Origin of the sequence: Bacillus horti (assembly GCF_030813115.1) — a bacterium.
Taxonomy (GTDB): domain Bacteria; phylum Bacillota; class Bacilli; order Caldalkalibacillales; family JCM-10596; genus Bacillus_CH; species Bacillus_CH horti.
On sequence record NZ_JAUSTY010000006.1, the window covers coordinates 198,342 to 214,294 of the forward strand.

General features: G+C 38.6%; 17 protein-coding genes. 12 read left to right on the forward strand and 5 right to left on the reverse strand.

Annotated elements, in window-relative coordinates:
• Positions 1-20 precede the first annotated feature (20 nt).
• Entirely contained in the window at positions 21-1,268 is a 1,248-nt protein-coding gene (locus J2S11_RS09125; RefSeq protein WP_307393781.1) for an HAD-IIA family hydrolase, read from the reverse strand.
• 232 nt (positions 1,269-1,500) lie between these two features.
• On the opposite strand from J2S11_RS09125, the gene J2S11_RS09130 reads away from it, so the two are divergent.
• From J2S11_RS09130 to J2S11_RS09170, 9 genes are all read left to right on the forward strand, one after another.
• Positions 1,501-1,998: a PCYCGC motif-containing (lipo)protein gene (locus J2S11_RS09130; RefSeq protein WP_307393783.1), complete on the forward strand. Its 498-nt coding sequence runs from the start codon at positions 1,501-1,503 to the stop codon at positions 1,996-1,998.
• Positions 1,999-2,271: 273 nt separating this feature from the next.
• On the forward strand, positions 2,272-3,078 hold the full coding sequence (locus J2S11_RS09135) for a helix-turn-helix transcriptional regulator (protein WP_307393785.1): 807 nt from the start codon (positions 2,272-2,274) through the stop codon (positions 3,076-3,078).
• A gap of 97 nt (positions 3,079-3,175) precedes the next feature.
• A complete protein-coding gene (locus tag J2S11_RS09140; RefSeq protein WP_307393787.1) occupies positions 3,176-3,760 on the forward strand; it encodes a dihydrofolate reductase family protein in 585 nt (194 codons plus the stop codon).
• 211 nt (positions 3,761-3,971) lie between these two features.
• Entirely contained in the window at positions 3,972-4,424 is a 453-nt protein-coding gene (locus tag J2S11_RS09145; RefSeq protein ID WP_307393790.1) for a VOC family protein, read from the forward strand.
• 78 nt (positions 4,425-4,502) lie between these two features.
• The gene (locus J2S11_RS09150; RefSeq protein ID WP_307393793.1) at positions 4,503-5,573 is read left to right on the forward strand and encodes a DNA alkylation repair protein; all 1,071 of its coding nucleotides are present in this window, start codon (positions 4,503-4,505) and stop codon (positions 5,571-5,573) included.
• A 94-nt stretch (positions 5,574-5,667) separates the two neighbouring features.
• Positions 5,668-6,294 (forward strand): GNAT family N-acetyltransferase, encoded by a 627-nt coding sequence (locus tag J2S11_RS09155; protein WP_307393796.1) that lies wholly within the window; start codon positions 5,668-5,670, stop codon positions 6,292-6,294.
• An 85-nt stretch (positions 6,295-6,379) separates the two neighbouring features.
• On the forward strand, positions 6,380-6,829 hold the full coding sequence (locus tag J2S11_RS09160; RefSeq protein ID WP_307393799.1) for a GNAT family N-acetyltransferase: 450 nt from the start codon (positions 6,380-6,382) through the stop codon (positions 6,827-6,829).
• Between the two features lie 664 nt (positions 6,830-7,493).
• Positions 7,494-7,784: a CD3324 family protein gene (locus J2S11_RS09165; RefSeq protein ID WP_307393803.1), complete on the forward strand. Its 291-nt coding sequence runs from the start codon at positions 7,494-7,496 to the stop codon at positions 7,782-7,784.
• 55 nt (positions 7,785-7,839) lie between these two features.
• Positions 7,840-8,331 (forward strand): GNAT family N-acetyltransferase, encoded by a 492-nt coding sequence (locus tag J2S11_RS09170; protein WP_307393806.1) that lies wholly within the window; start codon positions 7,840-7,842, stop codon positions 8,329-8,331.
• A gap of 84 nt (positions 8,332-8,415) precedes the next feature.
• On the opposite strand, the gene J2S11_RS09175 is transcribed toward J2S11_RS09170, so the two are convergent.
• Positions 8,416-9,621 carry an MFS transporter gene (locus J2S11_RS09175; RefSeq protein ID WP_307393808.1) on the reverse strand — a complete coding sequence of 402 codons (1,206 nt, stop codon included), beginning with the start codon at positions 9,619-9,621 and terminating at the stop codon, positions 8,416-8,418.
• A 50-nt stretch (positions 9,622-9,671) separates the two neighbouring features.
• Positions 9,672-10,673 carry an ROK family protein gene (locus J2S11_RS09180; RefSeq protein ID WP_307393811.1) on the reverse strand — a complete coding sequence of 334 codons (1,002 nt, stop codon included), beginning with the start codon at positions 10,671-10,673 and terminating at the stop codon, positions 9,672-9,674.
• A gap of 268 nt (positions 10,674-10,941) precedes the next feature.
• Between J2S11_RS09180 and J2S11_RS09185 the strand changes: the two genes are divergently transcribed.
• Positions 10,942-12,195, forward strand: coding sequence for an aminopeptidase (locus tag J2S11_RS09185; RefSeq protein ID WP_307393813.1), 1,254 nt, complete (start codon positions 10,942-10,944; stop codon positions 12,193-12,195).
• Between the two features lie 229 nt (positions 12,196-12,424).
• Positions 12,425-13,042 carry a zinc dependent phospholipase C family protein gene (locus J2S11_RS09190; protein ID WP_307393926.1) on the forward strand — a complete coding sequence of 206 codons (618 nt, stop codon included), beginning with the start codon at positions 12,425-12,427 and terminating at the stop codon, positions 13,040-13,042.
• A 188-nt stretch (positions 13,043-13,230) separates the two neighbouring features.
• Here J2S11_RS09190 and J2S11_RS09195 read toward each other — a convergent pair whose 3' ends face one another.
• Together J2S11_RS09195 and J2S11_RS09200 are read right to left on the reverse strand one after the other, a co-directional pair.
• Complete coding sequence (locus J2S11_RS09195) at positions 13,231-13,596, reverse strand: thiamine pyrophosphate-dependent enzyme (RefSeq protein WP_307393815.1); 366 nt, start codon at positions 13,594-13,596, stop codon at positions 13,231-13,233.
• Complete coding sequence (locus tag J2S11_RS09200) at positions 13,557-14,813, reverse strand: thiamine pyrophosphate-binding protein (protein WP_307393818.1); 1,257 nt, start codon at positions 14,811-14,813, stop codon at positions 13,557-13,559. The genes J2S11_RS09195 and J2S11_RS09200 overlap by 40 nt, the downstream gene beginning before the upstream one ends.
• 370 nt (positions 14,814-15,183) lie before the next feature.
• Here J2S11_RS09200 and map point away from each other — a divergent pair, with 370 nt between their 5' ends.
• Complete coding sequence (gene map / locus J2S11_RS09205; RefSeq protein WP_307393928.1) at positions 15,184-15,930, forward strand: type I methionyl aminopeptidase; 747 nt, start codon at positions 15,184-15,186, stop codon at positions 15,928-15,930.
• Positions 15,931-15,953 lie beyond the last annotated feature (23 nt).

Below are 15,953 nucleotides of genomic sequence, written 5' to 3' on the forward strand. Positions count from 1 at the left end.
AGAGGGGATTGCTTTAATATTTACCGGATAAATGGGGATTGTTTTTTGTTTAATGCATCTTCAAGCCATTTAGGATGCATAGGTAAAAGGTCAGAGGGAAGCTTGTCAGGGTCAAAATAGTTAATATCTAATGCTTCTTCACCTTTTTCAACATGCGAGCCTTGTAAAATCTCACATTCAAAATATACGGTGATAAACTGGCTAATCTCTCCGTTCGGATATTCGAACGCTTGGGAAACAGGGTCAGAGTAGACACCAATCAAACGACGGATGTTAACATCTAATCCGGTCTCCTCTTTAAACTCTCTAACCATGGCTTGTTCAACCGTTTCTCCCGGTTCTACATGACCCGATGGGATGCCCCATAGCCCATTATCGGCGCGCTTTATAAGCAGAACTCGCTGTCTATCATCCATGACAATACCAGCAACTCCCGCTTTGACCTTTTCAGGCCAAGAAAAAGAAGGCTTAGTCCAATTTCTTATTATTGTCCCATCATCGAATAATTCCTGTAAGCTCTGAATAACAGCATCCGGATTTCTAAAATCTATCGAGGATGGGAAGCTTATATGATTATTACTTACTAATATAGCAGGCAACCCAATTTGATGAGCACCCAATACATCTGTATCTGGGTTATCTCCAATCATTACTGCTTTTGAATGAAGCGGTAGGGTATCTAATGCGGTTTCAAACATTAGGGAGTGTGGTTTTCCTACAATGATTGGTCTTTTTCCGGTAGATGTTTCCAAAAGCTGTAGAACCGCTCCAACAGCAGGCACAGGGCCTTCAGGCAGAGGAAATGATTTATCCCCACTTGTCGCTATAAACGTAGCACCATAATGAATGGCCAAAGCAGCTTTCTGTAAATCTGTTAATGTAACGTTTCCGTTCCAGCCAACGACAACGGCTTCATTTTCACCAATACCATTTGATTCATTAACTAAAATGCCCATCTGTTCACATTCCCATTTCAAATGCTCGTCACCTAGTACGAATGCTGTTTTGATTCCTTTAGTATGTAAATACTGAGCAGTAGCCCAACCTGAAGTTACAACCTCCGATTCATAGGCTTCAATTCCTAACTTTGATAATCTCAGCGCAGTTTTTTCTCTTGTCGTACAGGGATCATTCGTTAAAAAACGAATCTCTTTCCGAAGCTCTCTCAGACGTTTGAGTGACTCAACCGCATGAGGTAATGGCTTTGCACCTACATAGATGACGCCGTCTAAGTCAAAGAAGAACGCATCAAATTGATTGGCTAGCATATTTACCCTCTCCTTATTTCTATCTCTATGATATGTATAATTCATATCAGAATTTAAAGCTTCTTTCCAAGTCCATTTAAAGGGTTTGTACTTCTTATACTGTAACAAAAGGGGAGAGGAGCTTCAATTTTTTAATAAAATTGTCTCATTTACTAACATTTTTATTACTCAAAGCTTGGAAAGGAGTGATATGATAGCCATAGATATTTTAAACCAAAGGGGAGTGAGTTAGGTGAAAAAAGTAATCATAGGTCTAGCATTGCCTGTAAGTCTATTTGTCCTTGCTGCTTGTGGGAATGGAGAAGGTGAGGCTGGTTCGCACGATAATCATGAGAATCACGAAGCACACTCACCTGTAGGAGATATAAGAGAAGAAACATCTGCAGCTCATATTCTTCCAGTCTTTTTAACAGACAAGCATGAGATGCTGCAACAAACGTACCAGGCTGTAGCCCTTAATCAAGAATTACTTGAGCATATCCCTTGCTATTGTGGCTGTGGGGATACTGTCGGTCATAAAAGCAGCCTCGAATGCTTCGTATACCAACAGAACGAAGATGGATCAATCGTTTGGGATGACCATGGGACGAAATGCAATGTTTGTGTAGAAATTGCCCTTCGCTCAATGGTTGAATATAATGAAGGAAAATCCATTGCTGAAATTCGAGATATGATTGATAATTCGTATAAAGAAGGATATCCTGATCCTACCCCAACTCCAAGACTATAGGAATTATTATCGAACTAATTACAAATTGTTTTCTCACTAATTAAAAGTATTCAAGCAGTCAAAGCTCAAGTATCTGAGGTTTAGACTGCTTTTTGGGTCGCTTTTAAGAATGCCTTCTTTTCTATACTTTTCAATACGGTTACATCTATGATAGGATATATACGAACGATAGTTCTATATAAAAGAACTACTTTTACCAATTCACTCAGATCATGCAGCAACTTCATAAAATAGAAAGACTTATTCCTACATAAGAAAAGGAAGGTGTAGCTAGTGAAAGCTCAATATTCAGAAATAGATGAAGTCATCAGCTACATTCATCGTAATATTTACGAGCCACTTTCTCTTTCAGATTTAGCTAAGTACGCTGGGTATAGCCCTTTTCATTTCACTCGAATTTTTAAGGAGAAAATGGGTTTACCACCATCCTACTATGTATCTTCTGTAAGACTGCAAAAAGCGAAGGATCTCCTGCTACAAACGAACTTAACTGTACGGGACGTTGCGATGGAGGTTGGGCAGCAAAGCCTGGGTACTTTTACATCAAAATTCAGTGAACGTGTTGGAGTTACTCCTGCTCAATTTCGACATTCTACTATACAGGTTACAGAACACTTAAAATCTCTACAAAGCTTAGATACATGGGATGAGCCTGTGCTTCAGATAGGTGGGAGTACTTCGACCATAATAGGGCATGTTGAAGCAACCACTCCATTTGAAGGGCTTGTTTTAATTGGTCTTTTTCCTAAGCCCATTCCTGAGGGGATTCCTCTTAATGGAACTCTAATTTCATTTACGAGTAAACATAACGAATTCAAATTGTCCGGTATAAAGCCAGGTACTTATTATCTTATGGCAACCTCTGTTTCATGGAGCATGGGACCAATGGATGTCTTGCTCCCTAGTCAGACATTACGCACTCGCTCCAAGGAGCCAATTTATATTACCGGAAATGAGCCTTCTTCCTATCAGCGGGTGAAGCTTCACGAACCTCATCCAGACGACCCACCTATTCTGATATCCTTACCTCTCTTAATGAACACATTTCTGTATCGTGTAATGAAAAACAGCAATCCATAAGAAACACATCTATGTTGAATATGACACAATAGTGAAAGCTGTACAAACACAGTATGGTTAAAATCTTAATTTTGATGTTAGAAGGAGGAAGCGATTCATGAATACATTAAACAAACAAAACTCAACTAGAAAAGTGATTTACTCCATGATGGTATCACTTGACGGTTTCATCGAGACAGTGGAGAGTGAGATCAATTGGACAAAACCAGACGAAGAGCTGCATCAGCATTTTAATGATCAAGAGAGTACCATTGATACTCACCTTTATGGACGTCGTTTATATGAAAATATGAGTAGTTTTTGGCCAACAGCTGACGAGAATCCATCTGCCTCGGCGCAAGAGATTGAATACTCAAGAATATGGAAAAACGCTACAAAAGTAGTGTTCTCTAAAACATTAGATAAAGTGGAATGGAATTCTACTTTGGTTCGTGACAATATCGCTCAGGTGATTAAAGATTTAAAAGAAAGACCAGGGAAGAATATGGATTTAGGCGGAGCAGAAATTGCAGCTGAATTTATGAAGCAAGATTTAATTGATGAATATCGCCTTTATGTCCATCCAGTTATCTTAGGGAATGGTAAGCCTATGTTTCAAGGATTGGATCGTTCCATTAACCTAAAGCTTGTTGAGTCACGTTCATTTGGCTGTGGTGTTGTTCTGCTACGATACGAAAGGTGACAGTCAAAACAGCTTTCTTCAAGCATTTATCCAATTCAGGTCAAAAGAAAATAAAGTATTAGACTGAGGAAATAGAAATAGAGTGTTAGACTAAAAATGCCCGTTAAGCTAACGGGCTGTTTAGTTTAATGATCAAAAATAATAAGCAGAAAATATATCATCTGAAAAGATGATTTAAGTAATAAATTTGTACATATAAGGAGATAAAAATATGGAAAAAAACAAATTACTAAGAATGGACAATGTTGGCATCGTTGTAGAATCCCTTGATGACGCAATCTCTTTCTTCGAGGAGATTGGCTTGAAGCTCGAAGGGCGAGCTACTGTTGAAGGTGAATGGGCTGGTCGCGTAACCGGGCTGGGTTCACAGAGCGTAGAGATTGCTATGATGGTTACCCCAGATGGCCACAGCCGACTTGAACTTTCACGATTTCTCACCCCACCTACTATCTCAGATCACCGAACTGCTCCTGTAAATGCCCTCGGTTATCTACGCGTTATGTTCACCGTTGAAGACATTGATGAAATGGTATCCAGACTCACTAAGCATGGTGCTCAGCTCGTTGGCGAAGTGGTTCAGTACGAGGACTCGTATCGGCTCTGCTACATTCGTGGAAATGAAGGAATTCTAATCGGTTTGGCGGAACAACTCGGTAATAAATAAGTGACGTTTAAAATAAGACTTAACTGAAATATACATTACTACTGAGCTTCAATCCAATCAGAGCAGGTGAAAAAATCGATGGATCAATTAAAAAACATTTATAGTCAACAATTTATTCAAGACCTTAGTACTTCACTTCAAAATGAGTATCCAGCTTTTCAGGCAAATAAGTTTAAAGAGCTTGTTTTTCAAGAGGACTGGGAAGAACTTGCCTTAAAGCAAAGAATGCGTCGTATTACGAATTCCATGTATCAAACGCTCCCTCAGCAGTATGAGGATGCTTTAGATATTTTATATACAGTTGCTCCACAATTCACAGGTCTAGCAGGCATTATTTTTCCTGATTATGTAGAGCAGTATGGTTTAGAGCATTGGAATACTTCAATGCATGCCTTAGCTACTTTTACTCCGTACTCAACGTCCGAATATGCCGTTCGTCCCTTTTTCTTATTGGATCAAGACAAAATGATCGCTCAAATGCTGAAATGGTCGACAAACTCAAATGAACATGTACGACGTTTGGCGAGTGAAGGGAGTAGACCAAGACTTCCATGGGGGCTTTCCGTTCCAGCACTTAAAGCAGATCCAACACCTCTGATACCGACTTTAGAGCAATTGAAGCAGGATAATTCCCTATATGTAAGAAAAAGTGTGGCTAACCATCTGAATGATATCTCAAAGACACATCCAGAAATTGTTTTATCCCTGGCTAATGAGTGGTATGGGGTTCATGAGTATACAAACTGGATCGTTAAACACGCATGTCGCTCACTTTTAAAACAAGGGGATACACAGGCACTTTCCTTATTTGGCTATGAAAATGGGTCAGCTACAATCGAAAACTTCCATTGTGATCAGGATAGAGTAGAGATTGGGGAGTCACTGCACTTTACCTTCGATCTTCATTCTAAGGATCAGATGAAAGCACGGATAGAATATGCCATAGATTTTGTCAAAGCCCGTGGACAGAGGCATAGAAAGGTTTTTAAGATTAGCGAGGTAGATTTGCAAAAGAGAGAAATCAAAAGCTATACAAAAAAGCATTCATTTAAAGATCTAACCACTCGTAAGCACTACATAGGTGGTCACACTCTATCCATCATAGTGAATGGGGAGGTCAAGGAAACGTTTGATTTTGAATTAATTTAAATACACTCTCCTTGTGAGCAGTGAAGGGAGAACACCTGAAAAGCTCATTATCTAGTGAAATTTCTAGTCTTAAGTAGAGAAAGAGAGGCTAAGAATGTTTATAGAAGAGAAAGCGTTAAGAGAATCATTGATAGGTGAACATATACGGATAGAACCGATGGTAGAGAGTCACATAGAAGGATTATATGAAATAGCAAAACATGAAAGCATCTGGAAACATTTATCTAAGGATATACATTCTATTGAAGATATGAAAGCTTTAGTGGGTGAAGCTTTAGGGAATAAAGCAGCAGGGAGGGAGTTCCCATTCGTTATTTTCTCCACGGATACTAATCAGATCATAGGCAGCACTAGATTCCTAGATATTTCTCAGGCAAATAGGAATTTAGAGATTGGCTGGACCTGGTATACACCATCTGTCTGGGGGACACAGGCCAATAATGAGTGCAAATACCTATTACTTAAATACTGCTTTGAAACACTAAAAACCATACGTGTTCAGCTTAAAACAGATCATCTAAATGTACGGTCTCAGAAGGCGATAGAGCGCATAGGAGGAGTGAGAGAAGGCGTATTACGAAACCATGTCGTTCGCAAGGATGGAACCTTCCGTCATTCTGTTTACTTTAGTATTATTGAAAATGAATGGCCCTTAGTAAAAAGCCGTTTAGAGCATCTATTAACTCTCGTAAAGGATCCTACCCAATACGAGAAGCCTTGAGTCTATTTGTTCATTTTAGAAGGAAATATACGTAGAGTGTGTGCTAGAAAATGATCTTACGGTAAATACAAAGGAGGTCTAACAAATGGAGTTTAGAAAAGCGACTAAAAGGGACTTGAACGAAATTGTACGTATGCTTGCAGATGATGAGCTAGGAGCCAAGCGTGAAAAATATGAAGAGCCTTTACCAGAGGCATATTATCATGCTTTTACTGCGATTGAAGAACAAGTGGGGAACCAAATTATTTTAGCTGTGGAAGGCGAAAGCATACTAGGGTGTTTACAATTAACTATCATTCCCGGTTTAGCTAGACAAGGAATGAAACGTGCACAGATCGAGGGAGTTCGTGTTGATAAAGAACACAGGGGTAAAAAAGTTGGTGAGACCTTGTTTAAAAAGGCAATTGAACTAGCAAAATCCGAAGGCTGTGGTTTAGTCCAGTTAACTACAAATAAAGCTCGTACAGATGCCCATCGCTTTTATGATAAGTTAGGCTTTACTTCTAGCCATGAAGGGATGAAATTAAACCTATAAACTGAACTATATTCTGATCAAGAATGGGCTTTTTCTGGCATAAAATAGATATAGTCATTCTTTCTCTTGTGAACAGTACTCCTAATATGAGTTAATATAAGTGTCGGACCGATAGAAATTGCTGAAAGGAGGCTGATTAATTTGATCAAGCAAAACGAGGTGTTTTCCGCTTAGTCGGAAAACCTTACAAAATGAGGTCGCTAAGCGGCCTCATTTATTAGTTTAAGCCAACTTTTTCATGCAAAATATGTGAATGAATACGTTCCTTCATTCATAAATACTGTAAAAATGATTTTTAAATAGAACAATATCGGGGGAGATAAGTATGACCTATATCAAATACACTGGACTAATTCTAAAAGGGTAGCGCCTATTCGTCCAAAAACTGCGTGTTTCCTTCATAAGTGAGGATAAAACAAGTATGTCAAAAGATGCGCCTAACCGTACGACCTTCCACTAAGCGATCTATGGATGTTTGAATACACTTTTTATTTTTAAAATACACTATCATTTCCAAAAAATCAATTATAATAGAAGAAACAGTAGTCTTATAATGATTGGCTTGATAGGTTAGGCTACTTTATTATGACAACGAAAGGAGACGATTAAGAATGAACAATACACAGACGGACCTATATGTACACCTAAATAAGGAGGACGTCATTTGCAATATAAAAACGGGAAAGAGGTGTTTCCCCCAAGCTTGCTAAATGAGCTTCAACAATACATTCAAGGAGAGCTCATCTATATCCCCAAGAAAAAGCAGCATAGAGCAGGTTGGGGTGAAATGAACGGTACACGACAGTACATGACTCGAAGAAACCAAGAGATTTATGAATTATACAGGGAAGGCTGTTCCTTTGAAAAATTAGAGCAAAAATTCAGCCTATCCAAAGATACGATTCGTAAAATCATTTATAAAACACGTGGAGAATATAATCAAATTAAAAGTTAGAACCTCTATACTTCTGGCATGACATTCAGAAAGTATATAGTTAGGAGGTAGACGAGTGATTATCAGAGAAGCTAAAGCAGAGGATTGGGCTACAATCTGGCTCTTTTTCCACCAAATTGTAAAAGCGCAAGAGACCTTCGCCTTTGAGCCAGATCTAAATGAAGAGGATGCTCGGGCTCTATGGATGGTTAAACCTCCCGGTCTTACGGTGGTGGCTATGTCTGATGACGGACAATTCATCCTCGGAAGCGCAAGCATGTATCCCAATCGTAGCGGCCCAGGAGCACACGTCTCAAGCGCAAGCTTCATGGTAGACGAGCAACATTCTGGAAAAGGTGTAGGCAGGGCATTGGTTGAGTATGCGTTAAACTGGGCCAAGTCACAGGGTTTCAGTGCTATGCAGTTCAATGCAGTTGTAGAATCGAATGTGTATGCCATTCGGTTGTACGAGAACCTAGGGTTTAAGATCGTAGGTACTGTACCAGACGCCTTCCGACACCCAAGAGAAGGCTTAGTTAGTCTACACATCATGCATCGAGTACTATGAAACCAAACTGATGAAGCACCTTATAGATTACTAATAGACAAACTGATCTACTTAAATCGTTAAAAAGCCTGCTTGATGATTTCCTCAAGCAGGCTTTTTATGAACAGTTTGTTGATATAGCTTTTTACTTAGTCGATATATGATGCTCATAAGGAAAGTCATGATCACAGCAAATCCAAACAGTACCCATAACGTAACTTCAACCGGATAGTTATCTAGCAAGCTTCCCGCTAGTCTTGGTAACAAGGCACCGCCTAATCCTCCCATAGCGATTAACAGACTTGTTGTTCGGTCTTCAAGACCTGGTATTCCAGTGTTAATGACTAATAAACCTAGGGCAAAAATACCTCCCATAATAAAACCAGCTAAGAAAATAGTAATAAAGCTAATAATAGTGTTGGGTGACATAGCAAACAGTCCAAGAGTAATCATTTGGCCCGTAACAGTGATAAGAAATAGCTTCCATATTCCTATCCGATCCACAATAAAAATCATGATTAAACGTCCCAATGTCATAGCTCCCCAAAAGACAGTGATACTTAAAGCTAGTGTAGAAGCCGACAAAGTAGATGTCATCGATAAAATAGAAGGTAGGTAGTTAGGAAACGTCATCTCAACACCTACATAAAGAAAGAAAAATAAGGAGCCAATCCAAAGAAGTGGGATGGACGGCTTAGCATAGCGAACCTTTGGTATGACATCCTCATTGTTTTTTATGTTGACCGGCTTTTTATTAAGAATGGACTCATATTCTCCAAAGCGCAAAAAGAGCCAAAGCACAAAACCTATCATAACAATAATAGAGACAGCCATAAAAATGCTATTCCAATAACCTGTAGCTATAAATACAGCAGCCATGATTGGCACAGTCAATGCACCTATACCGAAAAATAGTTCAGTTAAGACCATTATTGAAGCTTTTTTCTCCTTAAGTTCGGCAATAATCATACCCGCCAACACCGTTTCAATCATTCCAAACCCTGCTCCACCAAGCGGAACCAGAAGCAAAAGTACGGTCCATGGTAGAAGTAAAAATAGCCCTAACTGCACAACGGCAAATAGAAAAAGAGCAATGAATAGTGTGGCTTTTCGACCAATTTTTTTTATAATCATTGGAGCAAAAAGAACTCCCACCAAAAAACCTAAAAATTGATTCATAATGAGCTGTCCGCCATCACTATAGTCTAGGTTATAATGTTCAATCATCGGCTCCAAAACCGTACCGATAATAATGTGTCCGAAGCCTGCCAATAAATAAGCAAAGCATGACATCCAAATCAGTCTTCTCATCAGCTTGATCTCCTTGTTCGTTCATAGTTACGTTTATTTCATACTTACGTTTAATAGAGTATGTCTTCTTCTATTTGTTGTAGGATGCTAGTCTTTACTCCCTTATAAAAATCTAGTTCAAATGAATGCAGAAAAGCCATTTCTGGTGTAGATGGCATGTAGTGATTCATTAGATAGGATTGCCATTGCTCCGATAATAGACGATCTGCTATTTTATTTTGATAAATAACAATTTTGTGAGGGGCCAGGATAACATTTGTAATGTGGGTAATTTGACAAAACACTTGGATGAAATCTTCATCTGATAAAACACTTTTCCAATCGATCTGCAGAGGGAGGAATTTAATTTCTCCTGCCATCCCATACTGACCTTTTTCAATGTAACCGTTACGGTAGATGGCCATTCCTGGGGGATGATGCTTAGGAAAATATAGTCCAACAACCAAATTATCCTGATTCGTCATCTGATGTGTTGAACAATATCCCTTAAGTGCGGCATTGATATCATTCTCCAATAAAATGGGTAATTGATAAGTGTTCTCTAGATGCTTCAATAGTTGTACACCAATAAGATTTTTATGACTGCTGACGGTAATTTGCCCATCTATAGATTGACCAGGAATCCCTATTCCAATAGCAGAGATTTTAGGGAACTCGGAAATTACTTTTGTGATGACGTTATCAAACTGCCTATAGTCATAATGAGGCATCACATGCTCCTCTTTAAATATGCGCTCCCCAAACAAATTGACCACGTGAACTACAAGCATATCTTCACCGTGATTTTCGTTTAAGAGAAGCACAATAGCTAATCGGAAGTTAGGATTATAGGAGTACGTTAACGCTGGCCTTCCACCACCTGATGGTACAATCTTGTCTTCCTTTACTTCGCCAGTCTCAAGGAGTTCTGCTAGAAGAGAGTTAACAGTAACTACGCTTAAGCCTGTGTTCTGAGATAAAATAGCCTTGGTAGCAGTCCCTATTCTTTTAAGCTCCTTACGCAGATGATTTAAATTCTGCTTTTTAATTACTTTACCATTTGCTTTTTCCATACCAATCCCCTCAATATTAAATTCACTTAATAAAATCCACTTAATAAAGTTACTTTAATAAGTATGCAGTTAAAAGAGAAAAAAATCAATATAAATGTACGATTTCGTGTAAAGCTGTAGCTTATTGGAGTATGCAGGAAGGAATAGTCGAGCTTGCTTTGGAACCCAGAACCAATAATATGCTTCCAGTGTTGTTTCGCCACGTACAACAGAAAACTTATGCTTTCCTAATGGTATAATAAATAAAAAGTTAGGAGCTGAGTGTGCGATGATTAAAGGGAAATATGAGCTTGTTAGTGAAGAACAGTTGAAAAAATATGCAGAGCTTGCTGTACGGGTGGGTGTAAATGTGCAAAAGAATCAATTAGTGATTATTCATAGTGACATAGAAAATGTTACGTTTGCACGCCTAATCCAAACAGCAGCTTATAATGCGGGAGCTTCAAATGTGGTTATGGATTGGACGGATGAACAGTCTACCAAAGAATTTTATTTACATGCAGCAGATGATGCCATCGATCACTTTCCCGACTGGCAAGCTGCACGCTTTAAGGAGTGGGACGATGCGGGTGCTGCTTACATCCGTATTATTTCTGAAAACTTGGATGTCTTTAAGGAGGTTTCCCCAGAACGGATGAGCCGCTTCCAAAAGGCCTCTCGCACCAAGTTGAAGGCTTATTACGCAAAGACTAGATCCCACGAGGTACGCTGGTGTCTTCTAGCTGTCCCGTCCTTTGCATGGGCATCTAAAGTATTTCTCCACTTAAGTACAGAAGACGCTTTGCAATCATTATGGCAATTAATCTTACAAGGAGCTCGGGCAGATGGAAAAAATCCTATAAAAGACTGGGAAAATCATGACAGAGCCTTCGAGTCCCGGAAAAAAATCCTAAACGACAGCCAGTTTGAAGCCCTGCATTTTACGAATAGCCGAGGAACTGATTTATTAGTCGGCATGCCTAAAAATCACCTCTATATCGGCGGGGGAGTTATAGATAAAAAGGGAATACCGTTCTTTCCGAACATTCCCACGGAGGAAATATTTTCCGCTCCCCATAAAAATAAGGTAAATGGCAAACTAGTAGCCACTAAACCGCTTATCTATGGGGGAAGTGTCATCGATGATTTTTACCTAACCTTTAAAGATGGACGGATTACTGACTATTATGCCGCCACTGGGCAAGAAGCGTTACAAAGTCTCATCGAAACAGATGAAGGTTCAAATTATCTAGGTGAAATTGCCTTGGTCTCTAACAATTCTCCTCTTTCTCAGGCAGATACTCTCTTTTACAACACCTTGTTTGATGAAAATACGGCCTGCCATATTGGAATCGGAAACGCCTCCCCTTCTAACCTTCAAAATGGTAGCAACCTATCGGAGGAAGAGTTGAAAGAAGCTGGCCTTAATACTTCACTCCTGTTAGTCAATGTGACCTTTGGTACCAAAGATATGAAAGTAGTAGGTATTAAAGAAGATAGAACTGAAGTCCTGTTAATGAAAGATGGGGATTTCCAATTCTAATTTGGCTACTCCTTAATAACAGAGGAAGCTGATTTCTGACAGCTTATACTTAGTTCTATTCATTTTAAATCCCTCATAAAAACATTTATTTATACAGGCGTTCGAGTGAGTTAGTTAGTCAATATATTTATTGTAATTAAAGGTGAAATGATCATTGATTTCCGAGATGATCAGGATGTTTGGATTTAAATCGCGTTAAGAAAAACTCAAATTGAAGGGAAGAGGAAATATGGGGTCAAGGATGATGCATTTGATTATTGCTAATCGAATAGCAGAACGTTTATCGATCGAAGATAGAACCGCATTTTTATTTGGAAGCATTGCTCCAGATGCTGTTTCAACAAAAGATATATCCCATTTCTTTAAGGGAGACGTACAAGATTATACAAGATACATAGATTATAAAGGATTTTTGGAAAGGTACAGCTCACATGCAAATGACCTTTTTATATTGGGTTATTATACCCATTTAATTGCTGATGATATATGGCTAAAAGGATTTTATCTTCCTTGGTTAAGAAACAGACTGGAAGCAGATAAAGGCCTTCTAGAGGTATACCACAATGATTTTCGATTGCTAAATGGAATGCTTTTAAAATACTACGGATGTACAGATGAATTGAAAAATCAACTTAGTTTTAAGCCTGAAATTCTTGATATACATGAGGTTTCAGCCAATAATGTTGAACGGTTTATCCCTTATGTGCTAGGAGATTTAGAATATAACAAGCAAGACATAGATGCGAAGCTCAACGTTTTTACATTAAATCAGATCATTGGCTATATAGAGACTTCAATTGATATAGGGCTATTGAATATGAACAAAATTTTACATAATAAAAAATAGCAACATCTTAACTATGGAACAATATAAACTATCAAACCATGAATTTGGCCGAGTATTTTTAGGCCACTTTATGGTTCTCTAGACGATGAAAAGCTCAATCATATAACTCAAAAAAATATGGCAGCTGTCAATTGGATAGTAGATACGCTGGATTGGTCGGGGATATCCGCGCAAGAAATCATAGAACCTCACATTTGAATATCTATCAGTGTAATTTCATTGTTTTGTTTTAAGGCATTGTTCAATACTTGTTCAAACTCATTCAATTGATTGGGTCTAACTCCTTTTATTCCAAAGCTTTCAGCAAGCTGCACAAAGTCTGGGTTTCCAAATGTCGTACCAAAGCTATTACCGAATTTCTCTTGCATCATTTGTTCCTCTAATTTTAACGTTGAATCGTTTAATACAATGATGATAAAGGACAGGCCAAGTCGTTTGGCAGTCTCTAATTCGGAAATATTCATTAAAGCTCCTCCATCCCCAGTAATACAAATAACTGGAGCGTCAGGGCAAGCTAATTTAGCACCAATAGAACCGGGTAACGCAATACCCATTGAGGCAAATCATTTGAGATGATGAGTCGACCTGCCTGTTTTGATTGATAGGTACGGGCAATAGAGAGTTTGTGGGCTCCTACGTCAGAAATCACGATGGTCTTTTCAGTAGCATTTTTTTCAATAACCGTTAAGATATTTTCAATAGTAAGTGATAGATTTTCTTCCACACCTAAATCAATTTGGTAAGCTGTCATAATCCGTTCCTTTAGATTCCCAGTCGGAACCCATGGTTTAGATGGTATATCCAGTTCATTAAGTTCCTGAAGAATCTCATTTAAATCACCAACCAATTCTCCCTTCACAGGATAATATTCGTCCATTTCTGCAGGCATTGGGTCAATATGTAAAACAGGGTGCATACTCTTATTCCAATCCTTAGGCGGACTTTCAACGAAATCAAAACCAACGGCAATTAATAAATCAGATTGCTCTATGATTGGTAATACTTCATCCTTCTTTTTAAAACCAAATGTGAAATAATTAAGCTGATGTTCTTTGGGTAAAACTCCTTTTGCCATAAAACTATGAATAACAGGTGATTGGAGGTTCTCTACAAAAGTCATGAGCCCTGACATAGCTTTCTGCCTAATCACCCCGTTTCCCACTACGACAAGTGGCTTTTGGCTCTGGTCTATTAATGTACGAGCATGCTCTATAGCCTGTGTAATAGGAGTGCTTTTTGGAATAGGCAATACTGGTAATGGGAGAGTTAGAGCCATTTGTGATGCTATGTTCTCAGGTAATTCAATTAAAACAGCACCTGGCTTTTCCATTTGTGCTAATCTAAATGACTTTCGAATGATTTTTGGTATGGTTAGCGAATCTTTAATTTGAACGCTCCACTTGGTAGCAGGCTCAAATATTTTAACTATATCTAAATATTGATGAGATTCTTGATGTTGCCTTTCAAAGCCTGCTTGTCCTGTAATGGCTACAACAGGAGAATGGTCCAGATTTGCACTAGATATACCGGTCAAAAGATTTGTCGCTCCAGGTCCTAAAGTTGCTATGCAAACACCAACCTTGTTTGTTAGTCTAGCGTAAACATCTGCCATAAAAGCTGCTCCTTGTTCATGACGAACATTTATGAACTTAATTTTTTTAGACTTTGCCAATGAATCAATCAGGTCAAGGATTTCCTTACCCATGATGCCAAAAATATACTCAACTCCTTCATTTTCTAAGCACTGAACAAGTAAATCTGTTGCTTTCATAAAACTACGCCCCTCTACCAATTGTATTTTTCCTATTATCCCCTTAAATCATTTAAAAAATCTTATTTGATCATTATTCTTTTTTGGAAGGAAGGAGAGAGGAGAGAAGACTAAGATAACTGTTCCTCACCCAAAACATAATATGTTATAATTTTTTCGACTACTTGCAGCAAGAGAACAGTAAAATTATGAAGCTTCCCTTATTTTCAATACATGTGCTTTCTAATTGCAATTTATTTAATTGTAATTATGGAAGATATGGGATATTTAAATGAAGACGAAGCTAGCTTTAGGTATAGATTTTCTTAATGGTGGATTAAAACAAAAGAATCGTCCATTTGTGGACATATTAGAACATGGAGGAGCTTTTATGACAATAGGATCACAAAACGATATTGATGGTCTGAAGGAAATTGGCAAAATTGTTGCATTGACGATTAATGAAATGAAAAGTCAGGCACGTGTCGGAATTACTACGAAGGAACTAGATGAAATAGGAGGACAATTTTTGAAAAGGCATGGAGCTGTGCCCGCACCTAAGAAGACTTACAATTTCCCTGGTAACACTTGTATTAGTATTAATCATCAGGTTGCCCACGGAATACCGGGAAATCAGACCATTCAACCAGGCGATTTGGTAAACATCGATGTTTCGGCAGAATTGGGAGGCTATTATGCCGACGCGGGACATTCTTTTCCGATACATCCATACAAGCCATCATTAATGCGCCTGTGTAAATACACACACAATACGATGATGAAAGTAATCTCATCGCTTAAGCATGGAGTAAAATTGAACGAAATCGGAAGGATTATTGAACATGAGGCTAGAGAAGGGGGGTATAATGTCATTAAGAATCTGTGTAGCCACGGTATTGGAAAATCCCTGCACGAGAGCCCAACAGATATCCTACCCGTTTATGACAAACACGATAAACGAGTACTGAAAGAGGGGTTAGTCATTACAATTGAGCCTTTTTTATCTACAGGGGCAGGATATGTTATTGAGGAAAAGGACGGATGGACTTTACGTGTACCTGACAATAGCTATGTAGCGCAACATGAGCACACTATTATCATAACAAAGAATCAGCCAATTATCGTGACTGCAGTATAGAGCTAACATTCAGATTAGGAATC

What these genes read in the sequence shown, in the direction of transcription:
- J2S11_RS09125 (WP_307393781.1), bottom strand. Translation starts at nt 1,268, where the DNA reads ATGCTAGCCAATCAATTTGATGCGTTCTTCTTTGACTTAGACGGCGTC.
- J2S11_RS09140 (WP_307393787.1), top strand. Translation starts at nt 3,176, where the DNA reads ATGAATACATTAAACAAACAAAACTCAACTAGAAAAGTGATTTACTCC.
- J2S11_RS09145 (WP_307393790.1), top strand. Translation starts at nt 3,972, where the DNA reads ATGGAAAAAAACAAATTACTAAGAATGGACAATGTTGGCATCGTTGTA.
- J2S11_RS09150 (WP_307393793.1), top strand. Translation starts at nt 4,503, where the DNA reads ATGGATCAATTAAAAAACATTTATAGTCAACAATTTATTCAAGACCTT.
- J2S11_RS09155 (WP_307393796.1), top strand. Translation starts at nt 5,668, where the DNA reads ATGTTTATAGAAGAGAAAGCGTTAAGAGAATCATTGATAGGTGAACAT.
- J2S11_RS09160 (WP_307393799.1), top strand. Translation starts at nt 6,380, where the DNA reads ATGGAGTTTAGAAAAGCGACTAAAAGGGACTTGAACGAAATTGTACGT.
- J2S11_RS09175 (WP_307393808.1), bottom strand. Translation starts at nt 9,621, where the DNA reads ATGAGAAGACTGATTTGGATGTCATGCTTTGCTTATTTATTGGCAGGC.
- J2S11_RS09180 (WP_307393811.1), bottom strand. Translation starts at nt 10,673, where the DNA reads ATGGAAAAAGCAAATGGTAAAGTAATTAAAAAGCAGAATTTAAATCAT.
- J2S11_RS09185 (WP_307393813.1), top strand. Translation starts at nt 10,942, where the DNA reads ATGATTAAAGGGAAATATGAGCTTGTTAGTGAAGAACAGTTGAAAAAA.
- J2S11_RS09190 (WP_307393926.1), top strand. Translation starts at nt 12,425, where the DNA reads ATGGGGTCAAGGATGATGCATTTGATTATTGCTAATCGAATAGCAGAA.
- J2S11_RS09195 (WP_307393815.1), bottom strand. Translation starts at nt 13,596, where the DNA reads ATGGGTATTGCGTTACCCGGTTCTATTGGTGCTAAATTAGCTTGCCCT.
- J2S11_RS09200 (WP_307393818.1), bottom strand. Translation starts at nt 14,813, where the DNA reads ATGAAAGCAACAGATTTACTTGTTCAGTGCTTAGAAAATGAAGGAGTT.
- map (WP_307393928.1), top strand. Translation starts at nt 15,184, where the DNA reads ATGACAATAGGATCACAAAACGATATTGATGGTCTGAAGGAAATTGGC.